19 protein-coding genes and 2 pseudogenes are annotated in these 13,081 nt (G+C 42.8%); 8 read left to right on the plus strand and 13 right to left on the minus strand.

Going from position 1 to position 13,081, the window contains the following annotated elements; translation table 11 throughout:
• The first annotated feature begins 373 nt into the window (after positions 1 to 373).
• The 4 genes from ACFFAP_RS28245 to ACFFAP_RS28260 all read left to right on the plus strand — a co-directional run bounded on the left by ACFFAP_RS28245 (position 374) and on the right by ACFFAP_RS28260 (position 1,789).
• Positions 374 to 772 carry a glycosyltransferase gene (locus ACFFAP_RS28245; protein WP_375514340.1) on the plus strand — a complete coding sequence of 133 codons (399 nt, stop codon included), beginning with the start codon at positions 374 to 376 and terminating at the stop codon, positions 770 to 772.
• A 69-nt stretch (positions 773 to 841) separates the two neighbouring features.
• Positions 842 to 1,459 carry a hypothetical protein gene (locus tag ACFFAP_RS28250; RefSeq protein ID WP_375514341.1) on the plus strand — a complete coding sequence of 206 codons (618 nt, stop codon included), beginning with the start codon at positions 842 to 844 and terminating at the stop codon, positions 1,457 to 1,459.
• Positions 1,426 to 1,566 (plus strand): hypothetical protein, encoded by a 141-nt coding sequence (locus tag ACFFAP_RS28255; protein ID WP_375514356.1) that lies wholly within the window; start codon positions 1,426 to 1,428, stop codon positions 1,564 to 1,566. The genes ACFFAP_RS28250 and ACFFAP_RS28255 overlap by 34 nt, the downstream gene beginning before the upstream one ends.
• A complete protein-coding gene (locus ACFFAP_RS28260; RefSeq protein ID WP_375514342.1) occupies positions 1,520 to 1,789 on the plus strand; it encodes a hypothetical protein in 270 nt (89 codons plus the stop codon). Before ACFFAP_RS28255 ends, ACFFAP_RS28260 begins: the two co-directional genes overlap by 47 nt.
• A gap of 100 nt (positions 1,790 to 1,889) precedes the next feature.
• Here ACFFAP_RS28260 and ACFFAP_RS28265 read toward each other — a convergent pair whose 3' ends face one another.
• A complete protein-coding gene (locus ACFFAP_RS28265) occupies positions 1,890 to 2,540 on the minus strand; it encodes a hypothetical protein (RefSeq protein WP_375514343.1) in 651 nt (216 codons plus the stop codon).
• Positions 2,541 to 3,393: 853 nt separating this feature from the next.
• On the opposite strand from ACFFAP_RS28265, the gene ACFFAP_RS28270 reads away from it, so the two are divergent.
• Positions 3,394 to 4,143 carry an S-layer homology domain-containing protein gene (locus ACFFAP_RS28270; RefSeq protein ID WP_375514344.1) on the plus strand — a complete coding sequence of 250 codons (750 nt, stop codon included), beginning with the start codon at positions 3,394 to 3,396 and terminating at the stop codon, positions 4,141 to 4,143.
• A 48-nt stretch (positions 4,144 to 4,191) separates the two neighbouring features.
• Here the strand turns inward: ACFFAP_RS28270 and ACFFAP_RS28275 are convergent, their stop codons facing one another.
• The 3 genes from ACFFAP_RS28275 to ACFFAP_RS28285 form a co-directional block, all read right to left on the minus strand.
• A complete protein-coding gene (locus ACFFAP_RS28275; RefSeq protein WP_375514357.1) occupies positions 4,192 to 4,428 on the minus strand; it encodes a sensor histidine kinase in 237 nt (78 codons plus the stop codon).
• On the minus strand, positions 4,404 to 4,673 hold the full coding sequence (locus tag ACFFAP_RS28280) for a hypothetical protein (RefSeq protein WP_375514345.1): 270 nt from the start codon (positions 4,671 to 4,673) through the stop codon (positions 4,404 to 4,406). Before ACFFAP_RS28280 ends, ACFFAP_RS28275 begins: the two co-directional genes overlap by 25 nt.
• 306 nt (positions 4,674 to 4,979) lie before the next feature.
• Positions 4,980 to 5,231 (minus strand): hypothetical protein, encoded by a 252-nt coding sequence (locus ACFFAP_RS28285; RefSeq protein ID WP_375514346.1) that lies wholly within the window; start codon positions 5,229 to 5,231, stop codon positions 4,980 to 4,982.
• A gap of 162 nt (positions 5,232 to 5,393) precedes the next feature.
• Between ACFFAP_RS28285 and ACFFAP_RS28290 the strand changes: the two are divergent.
• Positions 5,394 to 5,678, plus strand: a pseudogene (locus ACFFAP_RS28290) (hypothetical protein); the annotation flags it as partial.
• 617 nt (positions 5,679 to 6,295) lie between these two features.
• Here ACFFAP_RS28290 and ACFFAP_RS28295 read toward each other — a convergent pair.
• The 6 genes from ACFFAP_RS28295 to ACFFAP_RS28320 form a co-directional block, all read right to left on the minus strand.
• Positions 6,296 to 6,598 (minus strand): P-II family nitrogen regulator, encoded by a 303-nt coding sequence (locus tag ACFFAP_RS28295; RefSeq protein WP_298909912.1) that lies wholly within the window; start codon positions 6,596 to 6,598, stop codon positions 6,296 to 6,298.
• A 190-nt stretch (positions 6,599 to 6,788) separates the two neighbouring features.
• A complete protein-coding gene (locus ACFFAP_RS28300) occupies positions 6,789 to 7,010 on the minus strand; it encodes a hypothetical protein (RefSeq protein WP_375514347.1) in 222 nt (73 codons plus the stop codon).
• Positions 7,007 to 7,498, minus strand: a complete 492-nt coding sequence (locus ACFFAP_RS28305) for a DUF1392 family protein (protein WP_375514348.1) — start codon at positions 7,496 to 7,498, stop codon at positions 7,007 to 7,009. Before ACFFAP_RS28305 ends, ACFFAP_RS28300 begins: the two co-directional genes overlap by 4 nt.
• On the minus strand, positions 7,495 to 8,964 hold the full coding sequence (locus tag ACFFAP_RS28310) for a DNA cytosine methyltransferase (protein ID WP_375514349.1): 1,470 nt from the start codon (positions 8,962 to 8,964) through the stop codon (positions 7,495 to 7,497). Before ACFFAP_RS28310 ends, ACFFAP_RS28305 begins: the two co-directional genes overlap by 4 nt.
• Entirely contained in the window at positions 8,961 to 9,377 is a 417-nt protein-coding gene (locus tag ACFFAP_RS28315; protein ID WP_375514350.1) for an ASCH domain-containing protein, read from the minus strand. The genes ACFFAP_RS28310 and ACFFAP_RS28315 overlap by 4 nt, the downstream gene beginning before the upstream one ends.
• On the minus strand, positions 9,374 to 10,207 hold the full coding sequence (locus tag ACFFAP_RS28320) for a hypothetical protein (RefSeq protein ID WP_375514351.1): 834 nt from the start codon (positions 10,205 to 10,207) through the stop codon (positions 9,374 to 9,376). Before ACFFAP_RS28320 ends, ACFFAP_RS28315 begins: the two co-directional genes overlap by 4 nt.
• A 191-nt stretch (positions 10,208 to 10,398) precedes the next feature.
• On the opposite strand from ACFFAP_RS28320, the gene ACFFAP_RS28325 reads away from it, so the two are divergent.
• Both ACFFAP_RS28325 and ACFFAP_RS28330 read left to right on the plus strand, forming a co-directional pair.
• Positions 10,399 to 10,563 carry a hypothetical protein gene (locus ACFFAP_RS28325; RefSeq protein WP_375514352.1) on the plus strand — a complete coding sequence of 55 codons (165 nt, stop codon included), beginning with the start codon at positions 10,399 to 10,401 and terminating at the stop codon, positions 10,561 to 10,563.
• A gap of 50 nt (positions 10,564 to 10,613) precedes the next feature.
• Complete coding sequence (locus ACFFAP_RS28330) at positions 10,614 to 10,748, plus strand: hypothetical protein (protein WP_375514353.1); 135 nt, start codon at positions 10,614 to 10,616, stop codon at positions 10,746 to 10,748.
• A 15-nt stretch (positions 10,749 to 10,763) separates the two neighbouring features.
• Here ACFFAP_RS28330 and ACFFAP_RS28335 read toward each other — a convergent pair whose 3' ends face one another.
• From ACFFAP_RS28335 to ACFFAP_RS28345, 3 genes and pseudogenes are all read right to left on the minus strand, one after another.
• On the minus strand, positions 10,764 to 11,543 hold the full coding sequence (locus tag ACFFAP_RS28335) for a replicative DNA helicase (RefSeq protein WP_375514354.1): 780 nt from the start codon (positions 11,541 to 11,543) through the stop codon (positions 10,764 to 10,766).
• Between the two features lie 215 nt (positions 11,544 to 11,758).
• Positions 11,759 to 12,319: pseudogene (locus ACFFAP_RS28340) on the minus strand (DnaB-like helicase N-terminal domain-containing protein); the annotation flags it as partial.
• 2 nt (positions 12,320 to 12,321) lie between these two features.
• Positions 12,322 to 12,924: a hypothetical protein gene (locus ACFFAP_RS28345; protein WP_375514355.1), complete on the minus strand. Its 603-nt coding sequence runs from the start codon at positions 12,922 to 12,924 to the stop codon at positions 12,322 to 12,324.
• Between the last annotated feature and the right edge of the window lie 157 nt (positions 12,925 to 13,081).

The following is a 13,081-nucleotide window of genomic DNA, read 5'->3' on the forward strand; positions in this document are numbered from 1 at the left end:
TTAGCACTTTCAGCCTACCTGTTTTGCCCCCTTTCTTATCCCGAACTCACGTTAATTATACACCCGTGTCCGATTGGGTATTGAAAGCTGTTCCATTTATTCTCAATTTAAAACCTAAAGATAACGGGATTCCCTTAACCATTTCATGAGATTGATCATGCGTGAATTGTTTTGGTTGTATATTAACCAATGCAATAGCGATGTCTACGACGGGCTGCGCCTACGCAATTGGCTCAATGTGGTTCAGTTAAGAAAATTCCTCTGTGAAGGCAAGGGAATAGTGACGAAAAAGCAGGCTGATCTAAACTGTATTGGTTTATCGCCTAGACGCGCGGGAAATTAGTACAATTTTTAGATACTGGAGTTTTCATTTTTGAAAAAGCATTTGAGCCAAAGTCTACCTATAGCACCAAGCCGGAAACTGAAAATTACGATCCTAAGAGTAGGTTCAAGGGGAGACTTGCAACCCTATTGTGCCTTGGCTATTGGCTTAAAACGTGCTGGGCATGAAGTAACGGTTGCAACGCATGAGAACTTTGAGCCATTTGTTAGGAAGTTCGATTTAAAGTTTGCAGCGATCACTGGAAATATGCAAGAGTTTTTGCAATCCAAACTCCTTCAGCGATTGATTGCGGGAGAAAAGTTGAAAAAAGAAGAAGGAGATAAGCTTTTGCTTGAGCAGTTGGAATCTGCTTGGCTAGCGTGTAGTGGGAGCGACGTGATTATCTATACCCGAAACGACTGGTATCTGTCGAATCGGCGTAGCGATTAAGAGAGATGCTCTTAGTAGAAAAGCAAATTGGTGACAAAATTAAGATGTTAGACACCTATATATTTAGTAATGATTAGTGGAATTTTTGAAAATTGTGTTGGCTCAAAGGATATTGAAGCTACTCTGAAATATTGGGCGGAGTTCGGTTATCGAGAAGTTCACAGGGGAGAACTTTGGGCAGAACAAGCAGGGTTACTCTACGGACATGAGTCGGATTTGACATCTATACGACTACAAAACGGCAACTCGGCAGATCATGGATTAGTGCGGGTGATGTGGTGGAAACAACCTCGCAATGAAGGTTTAGGTGACACTTTGCCTGTTGTTGTCGGTAGCCGATGGTTTGCATCTCTGACGAAAGATATTTATGCGGTAGCCGATGCATTTACCGACGACAAAGCCAATGGGGGTGACTGGATTTATACAGAACCAGTTCGGGCTATTGAAGCTACAGGTAATCAGGGAACTGGCTTATATAATCGCTTTGTTGGTGTGAGGGAAATGTTTGTGATTGGTTGTGAAACCCGACAGGCATTTTTCCAGCGATATAATTACAATCGTCCTGGCTACGGCACAGTTGAACCGAGTTCTTCACTATCGGTAAGCGAAGGAACTCACTCTAGCTTCATCACCCGAATCGGGTTTGCAAGTCCATTGGTGCAGAAACCTCGTTTGCACAAGACTTAAGCGATATCAGCCAGATGTTACAACAACTTGAACAAATTGCCCAATCTTTGAGAGCAACGGTTGGAGCAGCACGAAACACGAGGACGCACATTAACATTGAAAGTTAAATTCTCTGACTATCAGCAGCTAACCCGTAGTAAGACAATGCTTGCTCCCATCAGTGAATTGGATATGATTTTTGAACTAGCCAAAACACTATTTTTATCAATTGAACTGGAGAATCGCAGTATCAGATTGCTGGGGATTTCCTTGTCCAATCTGGATAATGTAAGACAATCCCAAGTAGTTCAATTGCCACTATTTCAAGATGCAGATATCACTTGGGAGTGATTGACTTAATGCACTGCCTGAAACAGCGATCGCTCCACTCAAGAAATTACTCATCTCAACAAATAGCGAACCTTAGTGCCATTCCACTATAGCTAATAGTCTATTGAGTAGTACCAATAGCAGATTTCAATTGAAGTTTAATATTTGTACCTTTTTTCAGGGCAACTTCTCCACCAGGACTAGACAAAACAAAAGCAGCCGCAGCAGCACCACCTGCTAGTCCACCATGCTTGAACTTGGCTTGATTACCAAGAAAATGACCTGCAATTGTACCACCTAAAATAATCCCTGTATTTTGAATGAACTTACCTTTGGTTTTTGTTTCTAACTTGGTGTTTACTAAAGTTGCATCAATGGGATAAGATGAACCATTTTTAAGCGAAATATCATCAAAAACTAAATGTAAACTTGCTTTTTTTCCTTTAGCAGCTTTGACTACATCTTCCAGGTGTCCCTGTATTTGACCATCTTGAAGAACTTTATTGACTCCAATTGAGGAATTCTTAATTTCTAAAACAAAGCGGTCATTATTCTGGCTTTTACTCGTAAATATCTCTTGCTGAAGAACAGTCTCAAAACTTGTTCCAGCAGGTACAGATATTTGTTGATTAGTTGGTTGACTAGATGTGCCTTCAGGGATGGCAGTTTTGTTGTTACTAGAAGTATTGTCAGTCTGGCTATTAGTTTTATTACAACCTGCTGTGCTACTTAATAAAATAGCACTCAATAACAATGGCAACAGATTTTTCATAGCGACGGTGTTGATGCAATGAATAATAACAATACAATCTTTTCAGGGTTCTTCGGTTATTTTTATAGAAAACCTGGTTAAAAATTATTGAAAGCCTTATCCTGTAAGCATTTCATTTGAGTCTTGCTTTGGATAAAGGCAATATTAAGTGGTTCACTCTTTGGACAGGTGTTGCCTGTATCACATTGCAGGTTTACCAACTATATTGTGGTAAATCTCAGGTAAGCACATAATCTTTTTCAACTAGGCATATTTACAATAGCACTATTGGGGAGTGCAAACCCCTAATCTTCTTGGATAAAAGGGTATAGGGGATATTGGTCAATAGACATTTTGCCGTCAAGTTTGTCTCTTTTTGAATGCTCAAGATTTCCAGTACTTATACAGAGGTGTGAATATTTAGTGTTGTATAAACTAAATTTTGGTAAAAGGTGATAAACGTAAATTTATATACTCTATTGAGATGAATAACTCAGTAGAGTATTTTTGTGAGAGTCACTGCCCTTAAGGAATCTTTCGCCTTTGCTACTGCCCGATTGACAACGGTCTTCTACAGCCATTAGTACCTTGTGTAATCATGTTTGTTGATGCTTAAACAAGTGATGGTGTAACGCTTGGCTATCGAAAGTTATTTTGTATGCTATTTGTGGGCATTTGGTCAGCTACTAACCCAACTTCTCTCTGCACTGTGTAATCTTTAGGTAGATACTGCTCAAAAGGTAGTACCATTCGAGCAATCGCCCAATCGTCTGCTGCCCCACGGCAGCAATAGCGGAATTCCAGGTATAACTAATAACTTTAAGAAACTTGATTAAAAAAAGCAACGTCTACAAAGGTAAGCATTGAATTCATTATGAAACCTTTGCTCAAATCAACTTTTAATTTTTTGGGTTCATTAACTGCCAAAACGGGAGCAGGTACTACTGCGATTATGTTGTTATGGGCTTTCATGACTAAACCAGTAGTTGCCCAAGTGCCAAGCTTTACCGATGTTGACGCTGATGTTTATGGCAAAGAAATTCAAGAGGCTGTTCAGAAAGGGCTTATTGCAGGCTTCACTTCTAATAATACTTTTCGTCCCACGTTAGAATTAACGCGCGAACAGATGATATCGATGGTAATAAACGCGCTTAGTAAGCTACCCGTAAGTAGTGCGACTGTGCCACACGACCCACCGCCAGCAGCAGGAAACTTATTGAAAGTCACCAGCAAGCCTTTTCGGGATGTAGAGGCAACTCGTTGGAGTGCTGCAATGATTGACTGGGCAAAAAATAATGGGATTATGCAAGGCTATTCTGATGGTACTTTTCGGCCTACCCAAACAGTAACCCGTGCTGAGTTGATAACGGTATTGCGTAAAGCTGTTCAGTACGCCGAAGAGGGGGGAGTCGGTTCAGGTATGATAAACTTGCAGCAGGCGATAGCGTTCAGTGATATATCTAACCATTGGGCACAAAAACAAATTATAGAGATGTCTGCCTACTGCGGTGTTGCAACTCCTGTGAATGAAACTGGAAATGCCTTTTCTCCTAATCTTGGGACACGGCGTAATTATGCAGCAGCAGCCACATTACGGATGCTCAACTGTCTTAGGGGTGTTTAAACAAAAACCAAAGCCATAAAGATGAAAATTTAAACATTGCTGTCCCTTTTAATGTACTAAATTTGACACAAGTTGCTGAAGGGGAATACGAATAATAAACTCAGCACCAACTCCTGGCTGGGAAATGCATTCTAAAGAACCACGATGTTTTTGTGTGATAATTTGGTAACTAATAGCCAATCCCATTCCTGTACCTTGTCCAACAGGCTTGGTTGTGAAAAAGGGATTAAATATTTGCTTTAAAGTATCTTCTGGTATTCCTAGTCCATTGTCGGCAATGCTAATAGTGACTTGATAGTTTTAAGAATGCCAACAGGTTCAACCAATTCCTGGTAGTTTGGCGTAAAAAAAATTGGTGTGGCAATTATCAATACTGGAGTTTGTAGCAAACATCGTACAAGGTCAACGGTGTTTTCTAATACTTTGGTAGCCCTTGAGGATTCCTCAATAACATTATGTAGAATACCATCGGCTGCAAAGTAGTCATTTTGATAACCAATCAAGATCACAGCAGTACTTTGGGGTTGCATTGTATTTCTAACTATTCAGTATGTCATGGTACTTTATTATTCCCGTTTTAAATGTGTTTCTAACGATAACTAACAGGAGGCATCTTGCAACGGTGGTAGCAAACAGCAAAACGAGCGCGTGTACTATTGTAGTTTAGGAGAATGGCACTAAGAAAAGCTGAAACACTTGTGGTTAAGCAGTTTTTAATTGCTTTCGTAATTCATGCCGGGGTTTGGTCATCAAGGGATAAATTTTTGGGCGACGTTTGCGGACTCGTGGTTCACTTCTACCTGAGCGCGAGGGAACAGCCTTGTGAGCAATAACTTTTAGCAAAGTGCGATTGGTATCTGTTGGATGTAAAGTTGCATCAAGTTCTGTCGCTGTGGTCTGCTATCTTGCAGGGCTTCATAGATACTGGACCATCGCCGTCTAAATACTGGACTTAGGGAAAAGTCCGCTAGGCTATAGGCATTCCGGGTTAACAGTACAGCATCTGTCAACTCAAACGTTGCATCACGGGCTTTTCCCAAATATTTGTAAGCGGCTTGACGAAATTCTTTAAGTTTGGCAAGTTTCATTTTGGCGGCTAAGAGTTGGTAGTGCTTCTCTTAGCTTCAGCCAACTGGGGGCTGTATTCAATCACACCCTCTTTTTTTCTTGTGAATTTAGCTGTTTTAGTCTAAACGCCAATAGTTAAATTCAATGATTAAACGAGGTAATGAAAATTTTGGTCTACCGCTATGCCCAAGCGACAAAAACAAAACTCTGACCACGCACATAAACATAATACTCCTACTATAGATAATGAAGTAATTTCTCAGCAATTAAAAGCTTTACTAACTCCAGCTATCTTTGCTCAAGAAAAATACTACAAGCAGTTGGGACTACGAGATAGAATTATCAATCTATCTTTCATGCTAAGTGCAGTATTAACTTTATTATGGCGGCAAGTTCCAGGAGTACAAGAATTAACAAGGCTTTTAGCGAGAGAAGATGTCCTATGGTGTCGTGCCACCGAATTATCTCTTCCATTTGACCGCATTTCTTTGGAAATGATTTATCGAGGACTTTATCATTTTAGCGTTGCCCATGACAAAGGCAATGCTGATGACCCGATTAAATACTTTGCTGCCAAGGAAAATCAAGATTTAGGTGTGGTCAAAGCTCTGCGAAAGCCAGTCCCCAAGCTGAATCTGTCCCCTTTTTTCGTACCCACTTGACAAATGTGCAATTCTCTTAACCTGTCACGGGTGGAGCGGGACAAAGGAAGGGGGGAGAGGTGGCATGGTCAATAGGAAAAGCCAAAAAATTTAAATAGGCGTTAATTGTAGTCGGCGAGAGATTGGACTTATTTGTGAATGTATAGATTTAAATCAATGCTATTAAGGATAAATCTGCTAAGGAATAAACATTGCGGGTCAGCAATATGGCATCTGTTAATTCAAAGGTCGCGTATGAAGGCGAAACCTAAATATTTGTAGGCTACTTGACGAAACTCTTCAAGTCTGGCACGTTTCATGTTGGTAGGTGAGTAATGGTAGTTCTTTTCTCACCTTCCACCAAAAGGGGGCTGTATTCAATCAGACTTCCTTTTTTTTTGACATTGCCCATTTAGTCTAAACTCAATTTAAAGTATTAATTACTACAATACTTCTATGTAAGAGCGAAAGGCGATCACTGCCTGCTTACCCTGATAGTCTTTGATAGATTTAAGAATATCAGTAGATACTTCTAGTGACAAAATTGTTTTAATTTCGATGTTGGTGTTGTAGCCCACCATGTCTCCCATGCGTTTTCCGTGGCTACCCTCACCCTGCACTTGAGTAATGGTGTAGTCGTTTATATTGTAGCTTTTCAATAGCTTGAGAATAGCGTCTTTCAGCACTGTTTCACCAATGATGGTTAGGAGAACGGCAGGTTTAACTAAATCGGCTTCGTGGGACATGGGTAACTCCATAGAACAGGTTTTATGTTGCGTTTGTTAATTGATGACTTCTTTAATCTTCACATGATTAGGTTTTTTTTTGCGCAAACATTGACTTCCTGACATATGCGTGTCCACAAGGTGTTAACAGGTTGCTTAGTCCGGTTGAACTGTTATAGGAGTGAGTAACGACTTTTAGTCTAAACTCCAGTTAAATTAGTTGCTGGCGAGAATCCAGAATCTTCCTGAACTCCCTGGTGTATTGCTCCTGTGCGGCGGTATCCTGGGCTGATGCTTTCCACCATTTGAGCAGTTCTGGAGTTGGCGCGAATAGTGGCAGATGTTTGCCTTTCCAATTTTGGGGAGGATACAGGGAGATTGAGATGGCCTCGCCTCGGATTTCGCCACGGTAGAATGAGGTGTACACCGTCATAATCGCACCCTCTCCAAGTCATAGTCAGTCACCCGTGCGATGGAATCTGCTAAGGTAAAAACCTCATCACCCTTTTCAGAGATGCTGGGAGACATCCATTCCACACTGTAAAACCACGCATCGTTGATTAGTTGAATTCCCTGAACAACACGAATCGGTGGCCCATCGCCATGAAACCGAAACTCGACCAACTCACCCAGGCGAAAAACGGGTTTAGCGATGCCTGCGGCAACCTGACGGAACGCTTCCAATTGCAAATTACCCGTACCAATAAGTTCACTTCCCAAAGCAGTAATATTGGTATTACAAGTGAAGATTTCGTATTTCCAGCCACGTTCTGACCACTTCACGCCAGTGCAGTAACCGAAAGCTTTGGCAGATTTAACATAGACCCGCTCTAACAGACTCACTAGTAACGACGGGATTCGTTGGCCCCAAGGTGGAGAAATATACCAGCACTGTTCTAAGTTTTGGACAAGGTTAGTCATACAATTGCAGCTTTCAAAATACTTTGTGCCGACATGAATAATTGAGTCGCAAAACTGGGAGGGACAGAGTAGCCGATAATTGACCCCGCCGTAGCAGTTTCATTGGGAAATTCGTACCAATCGGGAAAGCCTTGTAACTTCGCAGCCCCCTCAATAGACAAAGACTTAACCGTACCATCCGGCAACCAGATATCAGTGAACTTACTACGGTTGCAACCTTTGTGATCGGTAAAGTGCGTAGGCGCAGCCCGCCGCAGGCATCGCAATATCGTATTGCAAGGTAAATGTCCGGGTTTATACTTGGACTGTGAACGTCCCCCAACTCTCTCTATTAACAGTGGTGTTGGCGCATTCCCGGCTAAAAATTTCTCCAAAGCTTGCTGTTGTTTGGGGAGTAGTTGAGAATCGGTCATCATAGGAATGAGATGGGCGATACCTTCGGCACACTTCGTGAACGCCTCGTACCACCCTATTGGTTTTCTGCGAGTTGGTAAGGCAACGTGAAAACCCTTGCTTGCAATCAGAACTAACCGCCGCCGCGCCTGGGGCAGTCCAAAATCAGCCATGTTGACCACGCTGTAATCGACCGAGTACCCCTCTGATTCCAGAACTTGCAGAATGATACTGAAACTCTGACTGTTCTGATAGCGCGGAACATTTTCGAGAGTAAACACCCGTGGCTGTAACTGTCGGATGGCTTCTGCTACTGCGATCGCAGCCGTCAGATCATCAGCCGTTTCAATCCCAATACCTGCTTTTGCAGTGTGAGCTTGGCTGAAGTTGGCACACACCGGGGAGGCATGGAGGTAATCGAGGCGGCGGGGAAAACCTAGAAATCCTAAGCGTGCTACTTCTTGAACTGTTAGCTGAATGATTTTGCAGCCATATTCATGAAAGTTACGGTGATGATTGAGAGCGATCGCCCGACTCAGTTCCGGTTTACTTGGGTCAAACTCTACTGCAATGACCGGACGAATCCCGGCTTGCACCATCCCCGCTTCAATCCCACCGCCACCCGCGAATAGCACAACAGCGATCGGTGCATCATTTGGAAGAACTGGTTTTATTTTTGTGTTATCAAAATTTTTGCAGACATCTAATTTTGGTGATGACTTTTTGGATTTCGCTTTTTTGATAAAGGCGATGATATTCTCTTGTGTTGCCCTCTCTTGTTGCAGTGTCCGAATCATTGGAACAGCGCCAGGAGGAATTGAACCTATACTTTTGCCTTTCCATGCCCCGTTTATCTTCTCTTTCCAATTGAATGCCCATCGCCAATGAAAGGGATTATTCGGGTCACGTTCACCAATCACACGGGGATAAGAAACAGTCTTCCCATCAAGTAGCTTTTTAGCTTCGAGGTACTGATAAAGACAACCGACTGATTCCCCTTGCGAGGCTTTGACCCCTTTCTCTAAGAATTTTTCGGGTATTGCAGATAACTCAGCTATTACTGATTTAATCATGCAGCCACCTCCATGACCAAATCATCGGGTACTTCAAAAATTCCCAACCCTTCGGCTACGCTCAGGGCAAGCCGCCCAATGTAAGGAATCGGTGTAATCTCGCGCGGATTCTCCAGCTTCCAGTGATATTGCCCAGCCATTCCCCACCCAGACGCAACTTGTGAAAACTTGCAATCAACTATTGTGACAATACCGATGACTTGGCCGCGACGTAGAGAGATTAATTCTGGGGTTACTACCCCCATGCTGTGGCAAAATTCTCTCGCTAGCTGGTAATCTTTTTTGGTGCAAGTTTTGGCAGCGTGAATCAGAATGTCGCCGCGATAATGAATGGGCCAGCCTCGGTTTTCAACATTTTTGAGAGCATAAATAATTGCCCATGCCCAAGGCTGACGGACGGATAGCGCTTTCATGAATTGACTTCCAAAAATGGCAATAGTGACAGTTGTACAGGAGAATCAATAACTGATTGGCGGTAGTACAAAGCATGATTCCAGTCGTTAGCATACTGATATTTGGTTAGTTTACGCGGCTTGCCATAACTACCCAGTGAACCAGCTTGGCTATCTACAGAGTAAAAGCTGTATCGAATTGCTTCATCTTGTAGTGCAGTTTTTTTAACACCAAAGCCATGCCAACGAAAGTCTTTAGTCAGCAGATTTTGGATAGACCAAATAGAACCAGGATTTGAGTTACGTTTGCAGACAGAGCCAATACCAACCCAATCATGAGTTTTGAGGCGTGAGCCGTAATTATCTAAATGCCTTAAATAATCTTTTGGTTGGTATCCTTGAAGTACAGGCATGACATAAGGCGGTGATTCACCAGTAGCTTGGGCTAATTTGTCCAACTCTTGGATTAGGCGATCGTAGCGGTGTAAAGTTAGTTTTTGATGAGTTGGAATATCTAGTCCTGTGATTTTGAGAATGTACTCCTCGCACATATAATCCTGAATGACTACCGCGACGAGATTACAACAGTTTTTAAATCGCCAAATGATTTGGGCATAAGTTTTGGTGGGTAAATGATTTTTGTAGCCGTACTGTCTAGATATTCGGCTGAATGCCCCACTGTCTATAATTACTGGTTGGTTTCCACCATTAAATGGAGCTTGACGGCAAGTATATGAGTTGCCCCTTCTCTTAAAAAAGCCATTTATCGAAATCATGACAGGACAATTCAGGTCAGCAATTTTTTCAGGAAAGTTACACCCCAGGAAGTATATTGGTTCAGTTTTATTCATGTACCACCCTCTAAAACTCCAGTAATTGAATGTATGCGTCTAATGCTGCGATCTCTGGATGTGGATGTGGATGTAGCTGTGAACGCAGTCTGTTGCTTTTTTGTGGCGATAGTTCCAAGCTCTATTAGGCTTGAGAGAAATCATGTTTGTGTCATCATAGAAAAGGGTAAAAGGTGGAGTTGAAAGGGATTATGACTTCTTCAAGTCAGCCAGAAAACATCAGTAGTAGATTAGATGACATTGATACTCGCCTGGAAGAACTAGGCGACGAACTAGATTTAATTCGCACAATACAAGACGGCAGTCGCAGAGAAACACGGAGTAACTCACAAACTCACAAACTGTTGCTCGATTAGAGCGCACAGTAAGGGAACTAAGTGATATTGCTCGTTTACATCAAGAAGGCTTGCGTATTGCACAACGTGAAGCCGAACGCGATCGTCTTGAGTTTCGAGAAGCTCAACAGGAGTTTCGAGAAGAAATCCGCCGAATTTGGGAGTATTTACGTGACCGAAATGGCGGCAGTAGTACACCAAATTAATTAACTCCATCCCGTTTACCTTGCCAAGTTCAAAAATTTCGATGTAGATAAATCGCACAACATGGTCGCAGTGCCGAGCTTACCGTAAGGGCGGTTTTTCTCAACAATTAACTCGATAGTGCGCGAGCTTGGGTCTTTTGTGTAGACAGCATCGCGGTAAAGCATGATTAACTGGTCACAAACCTCAAAGATTTCACCAGAGTTGCGAAGTAAATGACGATTGGGGCGTTTATCAGCCGTAGTTTGATTACCCCGATTGATTTGACAGCCCAAGAAAACAGGGATTTTGTGAGACTTGGCAATATCTCGAATCTGGCGGGTAATCTTGCCGACTTCAAAAGCCATGTTCCCACCGGACTCCAGAGGAATCTGCTGCAAGTAATCAATAAACACAGCCCCAATAGAACCACCAAATTCGGCAATGGCACGGCGTACCGCAGAAGCAATCATTGCGGGTGTAGGAGAGGAATGCTCGTAAACCTTCCAAGGCAACTCCACCATCTGGACTATGCCTTGTGCTATTTGCTCCCAGTAGCATTGAGTATTGGTTTGAATCATAGAAGCGTCTACGCCTGTGATTCGGGCAAGCATTCGGGCATTGAGTTGATTCTTGTCCATTTCTGGAGTAACGTACAGAACTGGTTTTCCAAGTTTGGTCATGATTTCGTAAGCGTAAGAAATCATAAAGTGAGTTTTCCCCATGTGAGATTCAGCTGCTACTACAACTAAGCTGCTGGGATAAATGCCACCGGTGATATTTTCGAGGTCGTACCAACCAACTCTGTCACCTGCCATATTCCCCAGGGCGGCCGCATCATGTCAATAAGTAAAATATATTCTCAATAGGACTAAAAATAATGTCATTAACTCTTACTTATTGCGAAAACTTTAGGCGATCGCTTTGGGGCTTAAAAAATAATCAAGCGCGAAATCCTGGTTTTTTCGTTGGTTCTTACCCTTCGTTGTGATCAAGAGTAATTTAGATGCGTTTGCCCTGCCATATTCCCCATCTCCAACTTTTGAAAAAGTTCAATGCCCATGTCTTGTGCTGAGAAAACCTTGCAACGTTCATCGCTTTGATTTTGGGTTACAGTGAAAACTTTCGCCTCAGCTTGACCAAGGACAAGTGGTAGTTCAGTTTGCGTCTCGTAACCGAGGTGGACAATTTCATTGCCCACTTTGATTAGCTGCCGCCGTCGATATTTCTCCATCACCAGATCCGCCAAAGCGTCGATGTTAACGGCTGATACAGTGCGGTCTACCAGAGTCGCTAACTTATTTCTGCCACCAATGCGGTTTAGCAAATTGTGGTCAGCCAACCATGCGGTGACGCTTAGTAAATCTGTGGGTTGAAACAAAGCGTGAAGCGTTGTCGCAGCTTGATAAATGTATGAGTGGGCGCTGATGTAAAAGGCTTCCACTACTAAGCGATCGCTGATTCTAGTCATCGCTTCTGGGTCAAGCATAATCCTGCCTAAAATAGCTTCTTCAGCCTCAATGTTTTGTGGAGGCAGACCTGAAACTGGATAGTTAGAGCCAAAAGGAACTACGTTGTCTTGATTAGAGTGCATAATTATGCCCTTAGTGCTAATTTTAACTGCGCTTCAACTTCTCGCAAATTCATGGAAGATGGTCTGGAGTTGCTCGGAACTTTTGGCTCATTTGCTTTGGCTTGAAGTTTCGCTTTTAGCTCCAGCATTTGTGGGCTGTGTTGATACTCATTGGATGGAACCTGCTTTGATTGCTCTTGCTGACGGCGCATTCGGTCTTGTGCCAAAGCATCTTCGAGCGTGATGCTAGTGGTATTGTTTGCTTTGTAAGCCAAAGCAATGTGCTGTTGAGATAAGGGCTGTTTTTCTGTTTGCAATACTGCTTGTTGATAACGCTGCATCAGGTTCGTCCATCCACCCTTGGTTTTCTCCCAGGTGTTGATCACTGCAACAGCATGATTTATTTCCTGTTGTGCCGAGAGTTTAGACTTCGTGGCTAATTCAGCAGCCAGAAAATCAACGACTATCGGGTTGAAGTTCTGGTACAAGTTATTCAGCTTTCGCTCTCCACTGTGCCAAGGTAAAACCCAGCGATTCCACTTGATTTTTTCTCTGACAACCAGTGGTACAAAATCATCAGCAAAAGCAGTCGGATCTGTGATCCAGGCATCAATCAGTTCTTTCACGTTCCGGGCTGTCTTGTAGGGACAGGTTAGTTGCGGTTTATTCGATTGTTCGGATTTCTCGAACGACCCCGCCGCAATAGTTGATCCTCTTGAGGGGTTATCGTGTGGGTTCGCAGATAAGATGAAATTCTGACAACGAATTTATAAGGGTTCCAGG

Origin of the sequence: uncultured Nostoc sp. (assembly GCF_964245575.1) — a bacterium.
Classification (GTDB): Bacteria; Cyanobacteriota; Cyanobacteriia; order Cyanobacteriales; family Nostocaceae; genus Nostoc.

Excerpts from the sequence above, each read along its gene's own strand:
- ACFFAP_RS28250 (WP_375514341.1), top strand. The coding sequence starts at position 842 with ATGATTAGTGGAATTTTTGAAAATTGTGTTGGCTCAAAGGATATTGAA.
- ACFFAP_RS28265 (WP_375514343.1), bottom strand. The coding sequence starts at position 2,540 with ATGAAAAATCTGTTGCCATTGTTATTGAGTGCTATTTTATTAAGTAGC.
- ACFFAP_RS28270 (WP_375514344.1), top strand. The coding sequence starts at position 3,394 with ATGAAACCTTTGCTCAAATCAACTTTTAATTTTTTGGGTTCATTAACT.
- ACFFAP_RS28280 (WP_375514345.1), bottom strand. The coding sequence starts at position 4,673 with ATGCAACCCCAAAGTACTGCTGTGATCTTGATTGGTTATCAAAATGAC.
- ACFFAP_RS28285 (WP_375514346.1), bottom strand. The coding sequence starts at position 5,231 with ATGAAACTTGCCAAACTTAAAGAATTTCGTCAAGCCGCTTACAAATAT.
- ACFFAP_RS28295 (WP_298909912.1), bottom strand. The coding sequence starts at position 6,598 with ATGTCCCACGAAGCCGATTTAGTTAAACCTGCCGTTCTCCTAACCATC.
- ACFFAP_RS28300 (WP_375514347.1), bottom strand. The coding sequence starts at position 7,010 with ATGACGGTGTACACCTCATTCTACCGTGGCGAAATCCGAGGCGAGGCC.
- ACFFAP_RS28305 (WP_375514348.1), bottom strand. The coding sequence starts at position 7,498 with ATGACTAACCTTGTCCAAAACTTAGAACAGTGCTGGTATATTTCTCCA.
- ACFFAP_RS28310 (WP_375514349.1), bottom strand. The coding sequence starts at position 8,964 with ATGATTAAATCAGTAATAGCTGAGTTATCTGCAATACCCGAAAAATTC.
- ACFFAP_RS28315 (WP_375514350.1), bottom strand. The coding sequence starts at position 9,377 with ATGAAAGCGCTATCCGTCCGTCAGCCTTGGGCATGGGCAATTATTTAT.
- ACFFAP_RS28320 (WP_375514351.1), bottom strand. The coding sequence starts at position 10,207 with ATGAATAAAACTGAACCAATATACTTCCTGGGGTGTAACTTTCCTGAA.
- ACFFAP_RS28325 (WP_375514352.1), top strand. The coding sequence starts at position 10,399 with ATGACTTCTTCAAGTCAGCCAGAAAACATCAGTAGTAGATTAGATGAC.
- ACFFAP_RS28335 (WP_375514354.1), bottom strand. The coding sequence starts at position 11,543 with ATGGCAGGTGACAGAGTTGGTTGGTACGACCTCGAAAATATCACCGGT.